Annotated in this window: 15 protein-coding genes; 8 read left to right on the top strand and 7 right to left on the bottom strand. The window is 54.4% G+C overall.

Annotated features, from left to right (window positions below; translation table 11 throughout):
- Window positions 1–240 precede the first annotated feature (240 nt).
- Both ACMWKK_RS04565 and ACMWKK_RS04560 read left to right on the top strand, forming a co-directional pair.
- Window positions 241–945, top strand: coding sequence for a response regulator (locus ACMWKK_RS04565; protein WP_045329348.1), 705 nt, complete (start codon window positions 241–243; stop codon window positions 943–945).
- Complete coding sequence (locus tag ACMWKK_RS04560; RefSeq protein WP_161656415.1) at window positions 942–2,006, top strand: ATP-binding protein; 1,065 nt, start codon at window positions 942–944, stop codon at window positions 2,004–2,006. Before ACMWKK_RS04565 ends, ACMWKK_RS04560 begins: the two co-directional genes overlap by 4 nt.
- Here ACMWKK_RS04560 and ACMWKK_RS04555 read toward each other — a convergent pair.
- The 7 genes from ACMWKK_RS04555 to pspF all read right to left on the bottom strand — a co-directional run bounded on the left by ACMWKK_RS04555 (window position 1,987) and on the right by pspF (window position 9,422).
- Complete coding sequence (locus ACMWKK_RS04555) at window positions 1,987–2,928, bottom strand: ATP-grasp fold amidoligase family protein (protein ID WP_112780115.1); 942 nt, start codon at window positions 2,926–2,928, stop codon at window positions 1,987–1,989. The two genes, ACMWKK_RS04560 and ACMWKK_RS04555, sit on opposite strands and share 20 nt — an antisense overlap.
- A 148-nt stretch (window positions 2,929–3,076) precedes the next feature.
- On the bottom strand, window positions 3,077–3,883 hold the full coding sequence (gene sapF, locus ACMWKK_RS04550) for a putrescine export ABC transporter ATP-binding protein SapF (RefSeq protein WP_406542754.1): 807 nt from the start codon (window positions 3,881–3,883) through the stop codon (window positions 3,077–3,079).
- Between the two features lies 1 nt (window position 3,884).
- A complete protein-coding gene (gene sapD / locus ACMWKK_RS04545) occupies window positions 3,885–4,877 on the bottom strand; it encodes a putrescine export ABC transporter ATP-binding protein SapD (protein ID WP_406542753.1) in 993 nt (330 codons plus the stop codon).
- The gene (gene sapC, locus ACMWKK_RS04540; protein ID WP_047716637.1) at window positions 4,877–5,767 is read right to left on the bottom strand and encodes a putrescine export ABC transporter permease SapC; all 891 of its coding nucleotides are present in this window, start codon (window positions 5,765–5,767) and stop codon (window positions 4,877–4,879) included. Before sapC ends, sapD begins: the two co-directional genes overlap by 1 nt.
- Window positions 5,754–6,719 (bottom strand): putrescine export ABC transporter permease SapB, encoded by a 966-nt coding sequence (gene sapB, locus ACMWKK_RS04535; protein ID WP_045329338.1) that lies wholly within the window; start codon window positions 6,717–6,719, stop codon window positions 5,754–5,756. The genes sapC and sapB overlap by 14 nt, the downstream gene beginning before the upstream one ends.
- On the bottom strand, window positions 6,716–8,356 hold the full coding sequence (sapA, locus tag ACMWKK_RS04530; RefSeq protein WP_112780116.1) for an ABC transporter substrate-binding protein SapA: 1,641 nt from the start codon (window positions 8,354–8,356) through the stop codon (window positions 6,716–6,718). Before sapA ends, sapB begins: the two co-directional genes overlap by 4 nt.
- 88 nt (window positions 8,357–8,444) lie before the next feature.
- Complete coding sequence (gene pspF / locus ACMWKK_RS04525; protein WP_045329335.1) at window positions 8,445–9,422, bottom strand: phage shock protein operon transcriptional activator; 978 nt, start codon at window positions 9,420–9,422, stop codon at window positions 8,445–8,447.
- Between the two features lie 166 nt (window positions 9,423–9,588).
- Between pspF and pspA the strand changes: the two genes are divergently transcribed.
- The 6 genes from pspA (at window position 9,589) to ACMWKK_RS04495 (ending at window position 14,326) form a co-directional block, all read left to right on the top strand.
- On the top strand, window positions 9,589–10,257 hold the full coding sequence (gene pspA, locus ACMWKK_RS04520; RefSeq protein WP_023617933.1) for a phage shock protein PspA: 669 nt from the start codon (window positions 9,589–9,591) through the stop codon (window positions 10,255–10,257).
- A gap of 49 nt (window positions 10,258–10,306) precedes the next feature.
- Entirely contained in the window at window positions 10,307–10,531 is a 225-nt protein-coding gene (gene pspB / locus ACMWKK_RS04515) for an envelope stress response membrane protein PspB (protein ID WP_023312045.1), read from the top strand.
- The gene (gene pspC, locus ACMWKK_RS04510) at window positions 10,531–10,890 is read left to right on the top strand and encodes an envelope stress response membrane protein PspC (RefSeq protein ID WP_023617934.1); all 360 of its coding nucleotides are present in this window, start codon (window positions 10,531–10,533) and stop codon (window positions 10,888–10,890) included. The genes pspB and pspC overlap by 1 nt, the downstream gene beginning before the upstream one ends.
- A 12-nt stretch (window positions 10,891–10,902) precedes the next feature.
- Complete coding sequence (gene pspD, locus ACMWKK_RS04505) at window positions 10,903–11,127, top strand: phage shock protein PspD (protein ID WP_023312043.1); 225 nt, start codon at window positions 10,903–10,905, stop codon at window positions 11,125–11,127.
- A gap of 194 nt (window positions 11,128–11,321) precedes the next feature.
- The gene (locus tag ACMWKK_RS04500; protein ID WP_112780117.1) at window positions 11,322–13,019 is read left to right on the top strand and encodes an alpha-amylase family glycosyl hydrolase; all 1,698 of its coding nucleotides are present in this window, start codon (window positions 11,322–11,324) and stop codon (window positions 13,017–13,019) included.
- Window positions 13,020–13,033: 14 nt separating this feature from the next.
- Window positions 13,034–14,326 (top strand): ABC transporter substrate-binding protein, encoded by a 1,293-nt coding sequence (locus tag ACMWKK_RS04495; protein ID WP_112780118.1) that lies wholly within the window; start codon window positions 13,034–13,036, stop codon window positions 14,324–14,326.
- Window positions 14,327–14,331: the final 5 nt, after the last annotated feature.

Here is a 14,331-nt window from a genome sequence, read left to right as displayed (position 1 = left end):
TTGAACGGACGGTGTTAATTAGTGACTCTCAGTGAAAGGGGGTTATGCCTGAATAGCGATTTTGAACCGACATTGTCGAGTCTTTATTGACTGAATGTGTAGACTGTATGGAGAAATAACCGGGCATTAAATTCAGACGGGAAATTTTCATTTCCACGGCACTTTTTCCCGGAGGCTATGTCTTATTGTGCTAAAGATATCTGATAGCGTGCTTAAAGGGATTTCACCCGCGGAGATAACATGCACAAAAATACGCTGATCCTTGTTGTTGAAGATGAAGACGAAATCGCCGATATACTGATGAGCTACTTAGAGCGCTCGGGAATGAAAACGCTCAGGGCCAGGCAGGGCGAGCAGGCCATAACGCTCAATCGTCTCCATAAGCCGGATCTCATCTTGCTGGACATTCACCTCCCCGTATGTGACGGCTGGAGCGTACTTACCACGCTTCGTCAGGAAAGCACTGTCCCCGTCATTATGGTTTCCGCTCTCGATCAGGATGTCGATAAGCTCATGGGGCTGAGACTGGGTGCGGATGATTACGTGATCAAACCCTTCAACCCGTCTGAAGTTGTGGCACGGGTTGAGGCGGTGCTGCGCAGAACCAAACCCGCGCTTCAGCAGGCGAGTTCCCTGCCGCTCAGAACGCCATTTATCACGGTCTATCCGGATGATTTTTACGTAGAAGTCACCGTGGGCGCAGAGGCGATTTCCCCGGTATTAACGACGACCGAATTTAAATTACTGACTTACCTGGTGAGATATCCGCGAAAGGTCTGTTCCCGGGAAGAGTTACTCAACGCGTGTCTGCCGGAAGGTGATACGCTCGACAGAACGGTCGACAGCCATATGAGCAAGCTGCGAAAAAAACTGGAGCTGGCCGGTCTTTACGGCGTGCCCGAAAGTATCAGAGGCATGGGTTATCGGCTTGGGGAAAAGAAATGAACAAAGAGTCTGTCCTGAGCCGTCAGATCTTAACGTATATGCTGCTGTTAACGTTTACGATAATTGCCATCGCCGTACTGGGCTCCTGGCTATTTTACTCCTTCATTCTGGATCACCTTCCGGGCGGGACGATTTCGAGCGATGACGAGCAAATGACGATGTGGGACTGGGTATGGATTGGCACCGCGACGACGATCAGCCTGTTTATTGCCCTCTTTTTCACCGTCAAACTCTCGTCGCGGATACTCACCCCGCTAAACGCGGTAGCGTCCAGCCTGAAAAGAATTTCTCAGGGCGATCTGGACGCACGGGCGTTCTGCGCCAGTTCCCGGCTGGGTGAGATCAACCACCTTGTCACGGATTTCAATGAAATGGCGGAAAAATTACAGACGCTGGATATGCACAGGAAAACCTGGAATGCCGCTATTGCACATGAACTGAGAACCCCGGTCACGATCTTACACGGACGGCTTCAGGGACTGGTTGACGGTGTTTTTAGCCCGGACCCGGTTCTGTTTCTTAATCTTCTTAAACAGACGGAAGGGTTAACCCGTCTGATTGAAGATCTGCGGGTCATAAGTTCGGACGGTGGAGCGGGATACACGCTCCATCCGTCGAGAAGGGATCTAAAAGGGGCAATACAGGATGCGCTCGATACATTCATGCCAGAATTCAACCGTAAGGACTTTACCGTCAGTGCAGACCTAAGGGAGCAGCAATGCGTATTCGATCCGTTACGCATCAATCAGTGTCTGACCGTGTTATTTGACAATGCCTTACACTATTCCACCTCGCGCAAACTCATCGTGAAAAATGGCGTTTCGGATAGCGGCAATTTTATTCTTATTCAGGACGAGGGGCCGGGCATCCCCAGAGAGTTTCATGATTTCTTATTTCAGCCCTTTCAGCGCGACACGGGGGCCAGACAGTTAAACCCGGAAGGCTGTGGGTTGGGCTTGTCGGTGGTAAAAGCCATCATGCTGGCGCATGGTGGCGATGTTACCTATACCTTATCGACGCAAAACCACTCGATATTTAAACTCACCTGGCCCGACTCGTGAGGTTCAGCGGCAGGTCAAATGCGCCTGCCGGCGATAAATGCCACATTTTTCCTAACCTGGCATCCCATTCCTGCGGGGTAATCGTCAGCTTACCGCGTTTCGGGCTTAAGGTTATCTCACTGAAATAGATCTCATCCTTTTTAAGCATCAGGTCGACGCGGCAGTAGTCGATTCCTTCAGCCAGCTCCTGGGAGGCCAACAATGCCTGTCGGAATAAGAGCGGCTCAGCTGCAACGGCTGTCGTATTCGGATATTCCATCCGGAAGGGCTGTAAATTCCAGTGTCTGTCGTAAACGTTGATGAAACCGTTGCCGTTATCATCCGTAAAATCCGCTTCAACATAGTGCGCGACGCCATGAAAGCAATGGATCCTCAGCATTTCGGGGGTTGTGTTCCTGTCTGCGTCATCAAAGAGATCGATATACGGCTCGCAAAGTATACTTGGCGTAATGTTTTTGTACTGCCATTCACGCGTGGTGTAGTACAAATTTTTCTTTAACGCGAGATTCAGTTTTTTACACGCTTCTCTGACATTAAACTGAGCTTTATGAGTACATATTACAGTGCTGCCGCTGTCATGGTTGCACTTAAGGACAAATTTGTCCGGGAGGGCTGAAAAATCAATCTGCGACGTCTTCGCATAAACGCCAATTAATGGCACCGTTTTCACGCGCGTTGTTCTGGCGGAAACATATGCCCGAACGGCGAGTTTATCGGCAAGCATCGTGTAGAAGTTATTATGGTCATAGACCAGACGATGACATATTTTCTCGCTCAACGTCGTGGGCGATTTGATGTCAGGCATTTTCCCGGATGCTTTCTTAAGCCTCTCGGTATGAAAGTGCAGGTCAGTTATTAGCAATGAGCGGCATCTTCTGATGAGATACTCTGTATATTTGAGAACGTAAGTGGTGGTGTTCATTTCTTCTCCTCCGTAATGTCCGGTTATTCTGGAGAAGAACTGTTGATTGATATTGCGTGAAATATGGAGCAGGGATGGAGATAAAAAAGTAAAGGATTAAACAGCGCGTAAAGACTATTTAATCCTTATTGAACGATGCAGCGTTTGTTTACCGATCTTTTCGCCATGCATCGGCGGTCAATGCTTCACCGAAATGATCGGCGATCAATCGTTTGGTCAGTTCATGAAGCGGGGAAGCCATCACATCCGCGGTGCTGCCGCGCTCGACCACTTCGCCCTGGTGCATGACCATCACCTGATCGCTAATGTGTTTCATCATGCCCAGATGTTGGGTTACGTAGATGTACGAAATCCCCTGTTTTTCCTGCAGTTCCAGCATCAGGTTAATCAGCTGTGAGCGCATAGACATATCCAGCGAGGCAAGCGCTTCATCCGCAACGATCACTTTTGGCCGCAAGATTAATGCACGCGCCAGACCCAGACGCTGTTTCTGGCCAGGGGCCAGCATATGCGGGTAGTAGCTTTCGTGATCCGGCAGCAGTCCCACCATGCGCAGGGTTTCAACTACGCGCTTACGGCGCGCCTCTGGCTCCAGGTCGGTGTTCAGACGCAGCGGAAAATCGAGGATCTGCGAGATGCGCTGGCGTGGATTGAGCGAGGTAGACGGATCCTGGAAGATCATGCGAATACGCTGGCTGCGGAAAGAGTAATCGCCGAACGTCAGAGGATGATCGTCAATCAACACTTCCCCTGCGGTCGGTTCAACCATGCCGGCGAGCATTTTCGCCAGGGTGGATTTCCCTGAGCCGTTCTCGCCGATGATCGCCAGGGTCTGTTTTTCGCGCAGCGTAAAGCTCAGCGGTTTCACCGCGTCGACGGTCTGACGATGAAACAGCCCCGTGCGGTAGCGAAAGGTCTTACTCAGGTTGCGGACTTCAAGCAAGGTTTCGACCATTTCACTCTCTCTCCATGTTCAGCGGGAAATGACAGGCGTAAAGATGATTTTTGGCTCCGGTCAGGCGCGGCGTCTCGATACACTTACGCTGCGCATAGGGGCATCGCGGCCCCAGACGGCAGCCTATCGGCAAAGATTCCAGCAGCGGAATTGCCCCTGGCAGGGTATTCAGGCGGCTCTTATGCGGCATCGCGCTGCCAAAATCTGGAATGGCGCGGATAAGCGCCTGAGTGTACGGATGATGCGGCGCGGTGACCAGATCTTCACTCGGCGCGGTCTCGACCGTTTGCCCGCAGTACATCACGTCAATCTTATCCGCCCATTTGCTGAGCATCTGCAGGTCATGGCTGATGAGCAAAATGGTGGTGTTGTTATTCTGGTTGAGACGCGACAGCATGCGGAAAATTTGCGCCTGCGTGGTAGGTTCCATCGCGTTCGTCGGTTCATCTGCAATCAGCAAACGCGGCTGATTGGCCAGCGCGATGGCAATCATCACCTTCTGGCATTCACCGTCGGTCAGCTCATACGGGAAGCTGCGCATCGCATCTTTGTGATCTTTGATGCCAACGCGGTGCAACAGCTCGATAGCGCGACGTTTGCGCCAGCCGAAACGCTGCCACCAGCGGCCTTTATAGGTCCAGCCGGGGATGTTCTGCATCAGCTGTTTGCCCACGCGTTCGGACGGGTCGAGACAGGACTGAGGCTCCTGAAAAATCATCGAGACGTTGTGCCCGACCAGCTTGCGCCGCTCGCGGGGGGAGAGGCGCAGCAGGTCGATATCGTCGAAGCGCATGCGGTCTGCGGTAACGCGCCAGTTGTCTTTCGCCACGCCGCAGATGGCTTTAGCAATCAGGCTTTTTCCCGAGCCGGATTCCCCCACCAGCCCGCGTATTTCCCCCTCCGCGAGGGTGATGCTGATGCGATCGACGGCCTTAACCCAGCCTTCGCCGGTTTTAAATTCAATGGTGAGGTTGCGAATATCAAGAAGCGGCATTATTGCACCCCCGCGTTAATTGCACGGCGAATACCGTCGCCCAGCAGGTTGATCAGCAGCACGCTCACCATAATGGCCGCACCCGGCAGCATAACCGTCCACGGCGCGACGTAGATAAGTTCCAGCGCGTCGCCGAGCATCGCGCCCCATTCAGGCGACGGCAGCTGCGCGCCAAGGTCGAGGAAGCCGAGCGCCGCGATGTCCAGAATCGCCATCGACAGGGCGCGGGTGATCTCGGTGACCAGCCCGGCCGCGATGTTCGGCAGCACCGCAAACCACAGAATGTTGAAGGTCGTCGCGCCGTCCAGACGGGCGGCAACAACGTACTCTTTTTCCAGCTCATCATGCACCATGCTGTAAACCGAACGCACGATGCGGGGCAGGATAGCCAGCCAGACGGCAAACATGGCATGCGAAAGATGCGGACCGGCAAAGGCAACCACAACGATCGCCAGCAGCAGAGACGGAATCGACAGCAGCGTATCCAGAATGTGGTTAAGCACCGCCGAGCGCAGACCATGCGTGGAGCCTGCAAAAATGCCGAGCGCCAGCCCGCAGATCGTTGCCGCGAGCGTCACCACAAACGCGCCGCCCACCGTCGGGGCAGCACCGCTCAGCAGGCGGCTCAACACGTCACGCCCGAGGTCGTCCGTGCCCAGGAAGAAAGAGACTTCTCCGTAGCGGGACCAGGACGGCGGCAGCAGCTGATAGCCAAGGAACTGCTGGTCAATGCCATACGGCGCAAACCACGAGCCAAAGACGCACAGCAACACCAGGCCGGCGCAGCCATAAAGGCCGATCATCGCCGTGGTATCGCCATAGAATTTACGCCACACGGTACGCAGCACACCGGGCGTGCGCTTTTCATTGTATACGCTATCGTAAGGCATACCATTCCTTATGCTTCAATGGGTTAGCCATGGCACCCAGAATATCGGACAACACGTTAACAATAATCACCAGCGAACCAATCACCATCACGCCTGCGGAAATCGCGGCGTAGTCCTGCTGGCGAATGGCGTTAATCAGCCAGCGTCCCAGGCCGGGCCAGCTAAAGACCATCTCGGTGATCATGGCCAGCGTCAGCATGGTGGAAAACTGTAATCCCAGACGGGGAATAACCGGCGGCAGCGCGTTGTGCAGGACGTTGCGGCGCAGTATGGTCAGGCGCGACAGTCCGCGCGTGGCGGCGGCTTTGATATAGTTCTGCTCAAACACCTCGATGGTGCTCAGGCGCATCAGGCGGATCACTTCGGTCGTCGGCGCAACCGCCAGCGTCAGCACCGGCAGCACCATATGGCGCAGGGCGCTGACGATCATCTCATGCCGCCATACCGAATCGGACAGCCACGCGTCAATGATGGCAAAGCCGGTCACCGATTTAACCGTGTAGAGCAGGTCAAAACGGCCAGACACCGGCAGCCAGCCCAACGTCAGGGAGAAGAACAGCGTCAGCAGGAGCGCCAGCCAGAATACCGGGATGGAGAAGCCGAACAGGGCGAGGGCGCTGATAAACTTATCCTGCCATTTATTGCGATAGATCCCGGCCAGCATGCCCACGGGGATCCCGACCATCAGGGCAAAGCCGAACGCCAGAATGCACAGCTCCATCGTGGCCGGAAAAACCTCTTTCAGCTGGTCTGAAATCAGCTGCCCGTTAATGCTGGACACGCCGAAGTCCCAGTGCAGCAGCCCGTTAAACCAGAAGAGCCAGGCATCCCACAGCGACGACCCCTGGAGCGGCGCATGGGGCGTGAAGTAGCTCAGGCTAAAGCCGACAAAGTTCAGGAAAAAGAGCGTCACCAGCAGTAAAAGGAGCCGACGTAAGGTAAAAATAATCATGGTTTTTTCACCTCTTGTTCTTTTTCACGCGACACGCCGGCGAACGAAGCGTTGCCGAACGGGCTCAGCACCAGGCCTTTAATATCATAACGATACGCCTGAAGACGCAGGGAAGAGGCCAGCGGCAGCACGGGCAGCTCCTCGGCGAGGATCTTCTGCGCTTCATCATAGGCGTCGATGCGTGAGGCCAGCTGTTGGGAAGCCAGCGCTTTTTGCAGCACGGCGTCAAACTCCCGATTACACCAGTGGGCGTAGTTGGTCTGCGAGTTTATCGCCGCGCAGCTCAGCAGCGGTCGGAAGAAGCTGTCCGGATCGTTACTGTCCGTGGCCCAGCCGGTCAGGGTTAAATCATGATTCATGTCCATCAGGCGCGCCTCCTGGAAACGGCCCTCAACCGGTAAGATAATCACCTTAACGCCCACCTGCGCCATGTCCGCCTGCAGCAGTTCGGCGGTCTTGAGCGGGCTCGGGTTCCACGCCTGGGAGCTGGTCGGCACCCAAAGCTGCAGCGTCAGGTTTTCCGCCCCCAGCGCCTTCAGCTGTTCACGCGCTTTCGCCGGATTGTATTCCGTAATTTTAGCCTCACCGTCATAGGCCCACGAGGCGCGCGGTAAAATTGAGGCGGCGGTTTCCGCCGTGCCGTAATAAATCGACTGCATCAGGCGCTGGTTGTTGATCGCCAGCGCCAGCGCATGACGAACGGCAGGGTTATTCAGCGGCGGCTTATCCGTGTTAAAGGCCAGATAAGCGATATTCATGCCGGGGCGTAACGTCAGGCGCAGACGCGGATCGTCGCGCAAAATGGTGAGCTGGCTGGCGGCGGGCCAGGCAAGCACGTCGCATTCGCCGGTAAGCAGTTTCGACAGGCGTCCCGTTCCGCCCGAACCGAGATCGACCACCACCTGCGGCATCAGCGGGGTGCCGCGCCAGAAATGCTCATGACGCTGCAAACGAATATATTGCCCGGCGCGGTATTCAGCCAGCTGGAACGGCCCGGTGCCGACAGGCTGACGATCGAGCAGCTCCTGACGATCCTTTTTCGTCAGGTTCGCCGCATATTCCGCAGACATGACCGACGCATAGTGGGTCGCAAGGTGCCAGAGGAAGGAGGCATCCGCTCGCGTCAGCGTAAATTCTACCGTCCGGCTATCCAGCTTGCGCACGCTCTTGACGGTATCGGCAAACTGCAGGCTGTCGAAATAGGGGAAGTTGCTGCCGTTAACGTTATGCCACGGGTGATTGCGGTTGAAGATGCGCTGGAAGGTAAAGACCACGTCGTCCGCGTTTAGCTTGCGCGTGGGGGTAAACCACGGCGTGCGCTGAAACGCAACGTCATCGCGCAGGTGAAAACGGTAGGTTGCGCCGTTATCCAGCACTTCCCAGCTTTCCGCAAGCTCGGGTACCAGGCGGTAGGTGTACGGGTCAACGTCAAGCAGGCGATCGTAAAGCTGTGCGGCCAGGGTATCCACGATCAGGCCGCTGCCCGCTTTTTGCGGGTTGAAGGTATCTACCTGGCCGCTTACGCAATAGACGAAGCCGCTGTCACGAATATCAGGCTGCGGCGTTTGCCCGGGCGCGGCGAAGGCCAGGCTGCTAAACAGACCGAGTGCAAAAAAGGACGATAAAACCAGACGCATAATTTTTAAGGTTTTTAGGTTCGATCTGCAAAGTGTATCGCACTTACGCCTGCTTCGTAAAAATGTCTGCGGGTAAGTGCTGATATTGTCAGCGCATTTGATGCTTTTTGAGCAATGCCCTTAACTGATGGTAGGTCAGACCCAGCAGTTCAGCCGCCCGTTTCTGGTTATATTTCGCGATCTTAAGGCTTTGCTCCAGCAGCTGTTTCTCCTGGTCGTGCTGGAACTGGCGCAAATCAAGGGGGAGAGTGGGGGCGTCGCCAGAAGACGCAGGGGCGGACGGCGGCGATGCGCTGCGCTGAAAAGGATCGATAATGATGTTGTCCAGCTCGGTATCGCTGCTGCCGTGGCGATAGACGGAACGCTCCACGACGTTTTTTAGCTCGCGGATATTGCCCGGCCAGTGGTAAGCCAGCAGCGTCTCCCGCGCATAATCGCTAAAGCCGGGGAACAGCGGCAGCCCAAGCTCGCGGCACATCTGAATCGCGAACTGGTCTGCCAGCAGCATGATGTCGCTTTTTCGCTCGCGCAGGGGAGGAAGCTGCACGACGTCAAAGGCCAGGCGGTCGAGCAGGTCGGCACGGAATTTCTCCTGTGCCACCATTTCCGGCAGGTTGGCGTTCGTGGCGCACACCAGGCGCACGTTGACCTGCAGCGGCTGGCTGCCGCCGACGCGCTCCAGCTCGCCGTACTCAATCACGCGCAGCAGTTTTTCCTGCACCAGCATGGGCGCGGTGGCCAGTTCATCAAGAAAGAGCGTCCCGCCGTCGGCGCGCTCAAAGCGTCCGGGATGGCGTTTCTGGGCGCCGGTAAAGGCGCCCGCTTCATGGCCGAACAGCTCGGTGTCGAGCAGGTTTTCATTCAGCGCCGCGCAGTTGAGGGAAATGAAGGGACCGTCCCAGCGCCCGGATAGGTAATGCAGGCGGTTGGCTATCAGCTCTTTCCCCGTACCGCGCTCGCCGATGATTAGCACCGGCTTATTGAGCGGCGCCAGGCGAGAAACCTGCTCCAGCACTTCGAGAAAGCTGTTCGCTTCGCCGAGTAAATTGTCTTTGTATCCAGGCATGATGAAATTAACCACTCCTTAGCGATATTCACCAGGCAAGAATAGTTCTTCATTGCCTGAAAATCAATCAGACCCATTGAAATCAATAAGATAAAAAGTTGGCATGATGTTTGTATTATCTGTTAAGCAGGGCATCGCCTGATAACAGAACTATGAGGATTTGATTATGGGTATTTTTTCTCGTTTTGCCGACATCGTGAACGCCAACATCAACTCGCTGCTTGAGAAAGCGGAAGATCCGCAGAAGCTGGTACGCCTGATGATTCAGGAGATGGAAGACACGCTGGTTGAAGTGCGTTCTACCTCCGCCCGCGCGCTGGCGGAGAAAAAACAGCTTACGCGTCGTATTGAACAGGCCACCGCTCAACTGAACGAATGGCAGGAAAAAGCGGAGCTTGCGCTGCGCAAAGATAAAGAGGATCTGGCCCGCGCGGCGCTGATCGAAAAACAGAAGCTGGCGGATATGGTCGCGACGCTGGAACATGAAGTGACGCTGGTGGACGATACGCTCACTCGCATGAAGAAAGAGATTGGCGAGCTGGAGAACAAGCTGAGCGAAACCCGCGCGCGTCAGCAGGCGCTTACCCTGCGTCACCAGGCGGCAAGCTCATCCCGCGACGTGCGTCGTCAGCTGGACAGCGGTAAGCTTGATGAAGCGATGGCGCGTTTTGAATCATTTGAACGTCGCATCGACCAGATGGAGGCGGAAGCCGAGAGCCACGGCATCGGCAAGCAAAAGTCGCTGGATCAGCAGTTTGCCGATCTGAAGGCCGATGATGAAATCAGCGAACAGCTGGCGGCCCTGAAAGCCAAAATGAAGCAAGACAACCAATAATAATGCCTGCGGCACCTGAGCGTGCCGCATCGTAAGACAAGGAGTACACATGAGCGCGCTTTTTCTGGCCATTCCCCTGACAATTTTCGTGCTGTTCGTTTTGCCGATTTGGCTATGGCTGCACTACAGCAACCGTTCTTCACGGGGCGAACTTTCCCAGAGCGAACAACAGCGTCTGGTACAGCTCTCCGATGAGGCGAACAAAATGCGCGAACGCATTCAGGCGCTGGAAGCTATCCTGGATGCTGAGCATCCAAACTGGAGGGACCGCTAATGTCTGGACTGAATCTGAACAAAAAGCTGTGGCGTATTCCCCAGCAGGGCATGGTGCGCGGCGTTTGTGCCGGGCTGGCGCATTATCTTGATGTCCCGGTTAAGCTGGTGCGGGTGGTGACGGTGCTGTCGATCTTCTTCGGTCTGGCCTTTATTACCCTGGTGGCATATATCGTTCTGTCGTTTGTTCTGGATCCGATGCCGGAAGGGGAACTGGCTGCGGAAGGTGCCCCCACCAGCAGCGATCTTCTCAATGCCGTCGATGAACAACTCGCCGCCGGTGAGAAGCGGCTACGGGAAATGGAACGCTATGTCACATCCGATACCTTTACGCTGAGAAGTCGTTTCCGTCAGCTTTAAGAGAGAAATGAGATGAAACAACACTGGCAACAGGCCGGTCAGAAGGTAAAACCCGGCCTGAAAATCGCAGGTAAACTGGTCCTGCTGACCGCGTTACGTTTCGGCCCGGCAGGCGTGGCGGGCTGGGCGATAAAATCCGTTGCCCGCAAGCCGGTCAGAATGGTGCTGGCGGTAGCGCTCGAACCGCTGTTGCAAAAGGTGGCAAAACGGCTTTCTCGCCGCTACTTGTCCCAATGATCCCCGCTGGCGCTAGCCCTTTCCCCTCCGGGAGAGGGGCTGGGCCTTAACCTTATTTTTTCTTTTCCCCGTCCTTTCTTTGCGGCAGCTCACACTATTGTACTGAGCTGCTTTGCTATCGCATTTTTCTCCTGCCCGGTCCGTTGACAGATATTTTTCATGGGAGTAGATTGCCACTCCGTGGGACCGCTACCATGGAAAATAAAGTGAACGAAAAAATTAAAGCACTCATTAATCTTGTTTATGGAAAAACGTTTTCTGAAGCCCATCTCAGTGTGCTGCTGGAAAATATTGGAAAGGCCGCGTCTGTTATTACTGAAAAACGTAAAGCAGGCTGGGATGAAAAAGATGTTGTTCTGATTACCTATGCCGATCAGTTTTCTGCGAAAGGCGTGAAGGCGCTGCCGGTTTTTACCCGTTTTTATAACAAATGGCTTTCTCATTCTTTTTCTCATGTTCATCTTTTGCCTTTTTATCCGTGGTCATCAGATGATGGCTTTTCTGTCATTGATTATCATGAGGTTGCGCCCGAAACGGGAACCTGGCGAGATATTGCGGAATTAAAAAAGTCAGCCAGCTTGATGTTTGATTTCGTGTGCAACCACATGTCGGCCAAAAGCAAATGGTTTGCTAATTACCTGAATCAAACGCCTGGGTATGACGATTTTTTTATTTCTGTCGACCCTGAAACAGACTTATCCGCCGTGACGCGCCCGCGTGCCTTACCGCTGCTTACGCCTTTTACCATGCACGATGGCAGCGTGCGGCACCTGTGGACCACCTTCAGCGAGGACCAGATTGATCTCAACTTCGCCTCTCCGCAGGTGCTGATCGCAATGGTCGACGTGCTGCTGCATTACCTGATTGAAGGGGCGCGATACATTCGCCTGGATGCAGTGGGCTTTATGTGGAAAATACCCGGAACCAGCTGCATTCACCTTGAGCAAACCCACCGGCTTATCCAGCTTTTCCGTGCCATTACCGAGGCTGTCGCGCCGGGAACGGTAATCATCACCGAGACGAACGTGCCGCATAAAGATAACGTCTCTTACTTCGGTGACGGTCAAAATGAAGCGCAGATGGTTTATCAGTTCTCTTTGCCCCCGCTGGTGCTGCATGCGGTGCATTCTCAGGACGTTCGGACGCTGAGCCAGTGGGCCGCGTCGCTTGCGTTGCCTTCCACAAAAACCACCTGGTTTAACTTCCTGGCCTCGCATGACGGGATTGGGCTGAATCCGTTACGCGGCATTTTACCCGAGTCGGACATCCTTTCGCTGGTCGAGAAACTTCAGGCTGAAGGGGCACTGGTTAACTGGAAAAATAACCCGGATGGGACGCGCAGTCCTTATGAAATTAATGTGACCTATCTGGATGCATTAAGTACGCGCGACAGTCTTGATAGCGAACGGATTGCGCGGTTTATTCTGGCCCATGCCGTCCTGTTAAGCTTCCCCGGCGTGCCTGCAATTTATATTCAGAGTATTCTCGGTTCCCGTAATGATTATGCCGGTGTTGAACGCCTGGGATACAACCGCGCGATTAACCGTGAGAAATACGCGGCAGGACAAATTGATAGCGTGCTTGAGGATAAACATAGCCTGCGTTCTCAGGTTTATTCCTCATTAAGCCGGTTAATCACGCTGCGTCGGGCGGAAAAAGCATTTCATCCTGCCAGCGAGGCTTATTTTAGCGCCTCGGGGGACCATGTTTTAAAAATCGTTCGCGCAGCGAATGGTGGCGAAAAAATAACGGCGCTGTTTAATTTCAGTGATGGCATTCAAACGGTGGAGTCCGATATTCAATCCGGAACGGAGTTGATTACCGGAAAAAATATTACAGATAAAACGCTGACCCTACATCCGTGGCAGGTGCTGTGGATTAAAGAAAACTAAAAAGGACCTTAAAAATGAAAATGCCCCGAATTGTGCTGATATCAGCACTGGTTTCGTGCGCCTTGCTGTCAGGCTGCAAGGATGACAAAAAATCGGCTGTCACCATTGAGTTTATGCATTCATCGGTTGAGCAGGAGCGTCAGGCGGTTATCACGAAGCTGATCGAAAAATTCGAGAAAGAGAACCCCGGCATCACGGTGAAACAGGTGCCGGTAGAAGAGGATGCCTACAACACCAAGGTCATTACGCTCGCCAGAACCGGCGCGCTGCCTGAGGTGATTGAAGTCAGCCATGACTACGCGAAAGTCATGGATAAGGAACAGCTGCTGGATCGCAAGGCGATTGGCGAAGTCATTAAAGCGGTCGGGGAGAATACCTTCTATGACGGCATATTGCGTGTTGTTCGCACGGAAGACGGTTCTGCCTGGACGGGGGTGCCCGTCAGTGCCTGGCTATCCGGCGTCTGGTACCACAAGGATGTGCTTGCTGCCGCCGGAATTCAGGAGCCGCATAACTGGGAGCAACTGCTGGAAGCCAGCCAGCGCCTGAACGATCCGGCCAAAAAACATTACGGTATTGCGCTGCCCACTGCGGAAAGCGTGATGACCGAGCAGGCATTCTCCCAGTTTGCGCTTTCCGGCGGGGCGAACGTGTTTGATGCCCAAGGGAACGTCGACATCAATACCCCTGAAATGGCAAAAGCCCTGGCGTTTTATAAAGCTCTGGCCGCGACCACGATGCCGGGCTCAAACGACGTCATGGAGATCAAAGATGCCTTCATGAACGGCTCTGCGCCGATGGCCGTTTACTCAACCTACATCCTGCCGGCGGTATTCCAGGATGGAAACCCTGCCAACCTGGGGTTCGTCGTCCCAACAGAAACATCTTCCGCTGTTTACGGCATGGTCACGTCGCTGACGATTACTACCGGTCAAAATGAAGAGGAAACTCAGGCGGCTGAAAAATTTGTGACCTGGATGGAACAGGCTCAACACGCAACCGACTGGGTCATGATGTCGCCCGGTGCGGCACTGCCGGTGAACAAGCTCGTGGTGGGCACCGATACCTGGAAAAACAACGAGGTCATTAAAGCGTTTGGGCAACTGCCTTACGAACTCATTGCGCAGTTCCCTAACGTTCAGGTGTTTGGCGCAGTGGGCGACAAAAATTTCACGCGCATGGGCGATGTCACCGGGTCCGGCATTATCAGTTCCATGGTGCATAACGTCACGGTGGGAAAGCACGATCTCAGCGCCACGCTTAGCGACAGCCAGAAGCGTCTGACTGACCTGATGTCACAACGATAGGAGCG

Origin of the sequence: Enterobacter sp. 01-M-03-SI-ECC (assembly GCF_047530215.1) — a bacterium.
Classification (GTDB): domain Bacteria; phylum Pseudomonadota; class Gammaproteobacteria; order Enterobacterales; family Enterobacteriaceae; genus Enterobacter; species Enterobacter chengduensis.
Note: the sequence above shows the minus strand (reverse complement) of the source record. Positions and strands in the feature narration are given on the sequence as shown.

Excerpts from the sequence above, each read along its gene's own strand:
- ACMWKK_RS04495 (WP_112780118.1), top strand. The coding sequence starts at position 13,034 with ATGAAAATGCCCCGAATTGTGCTGATATCAGCACTGGTTTCGTGCGCC.
- pspA (WP_023617933.1), top strand. The coding sequence starts at position 9,589 with ATGGGTATTTTTTCTCGTTTTGCCGACATCGTGAACGCCAACATCAAC.
- sapB (WP_045329338.1), bottom strand. The coding sequence starts at position 6,719 with ATGATTATTTTTACCTTACGTCGGCTCCTTTTACTGCTGGTGACGCTC.
- sapA (WP_112780116.1), bottom strand. The coding sequence starts at position 8,356 with ATGCGTCTGGTTTTATCGTCCTTTTTTGCACTCGGTCTGTTTAGCAGC.
- pspF (WP_045329335.1), bottom strand. The coding sequence starts at position 9,422 with ATGCCTGGATACAAAGACAATTTACTCGGCGAAGCGAACAGCTTTCTC.
- sapF (WP_406542754.1), bottom strand. The coding sequence starts at position 3,883 with ATGGTCGAAACCTTGCTTGAAGTCCGCAACCTGAGTAAGACCTTTCGC.
- ACMWKK_RS04500 (WP_112780117.1), top strand. The coding sequence starts at position 11,322 with ATGGAAAATAAAGTGAACGAAAAAATTAAAGCACTCATTAATCTTGTT.
- ACMWKK_RS04565 (WP_045329348.1), top strand. The coding sequence starts at position 241 with ATGCACAAAAATACGCTGATCCTTGTTGTTGAAGATGAAGACGAAATC.
- pspD (WP_023312043.1), top strand. The coding sequence starts at position 10,903 with ATGAAACAACACTGGCAACAGGCCGGTCAGAAGGTAAAACCCGGCCTG.
- pspC (WP_023617934.1), top strand. The coding sequence starts at position 10,531 with ATGTCTGGACTGAATCTGAACAAAAAGCTGTGGCGTATTCCCCAGCAG.
- ACMWKK_RS04560 (WP_161656415.1), top strand. The coding sequence starts at position 942 with ATGAACAAAGAGTCTGTCCTGAGCCGTCAGATCTTAACGTATATGCTG.
- sapD (WP_406542753.1), bottom strand. The coding sequence starts at position 4,877 with ATGCCGCTTCTTGATATTCGCAACCTCACCATTGAATTTAAAACCGGC.
- pspB (WP_023312045.1), top strand. The coding sequence starts at position 10,307 with ATGAGCGCGCTTTTTCTGGCCATTCCCCTGACAATTTTCGTGCTGTTC.
- ACMWKK_RS04555 (WP_112780115.1), bottom strand. The coding sequence starts at position 2,928 with ATGAACACCACCACTTACGTTCTCAAATATACAGAGTATCTCATCAGA.
- sapC (WP_047716637.1), bottom strand. The coding sequence starts at position 5,767 with ATGCCTTACGATAGCGTATACAATGAAAAGCGCACGCCCGGTGTGCTG.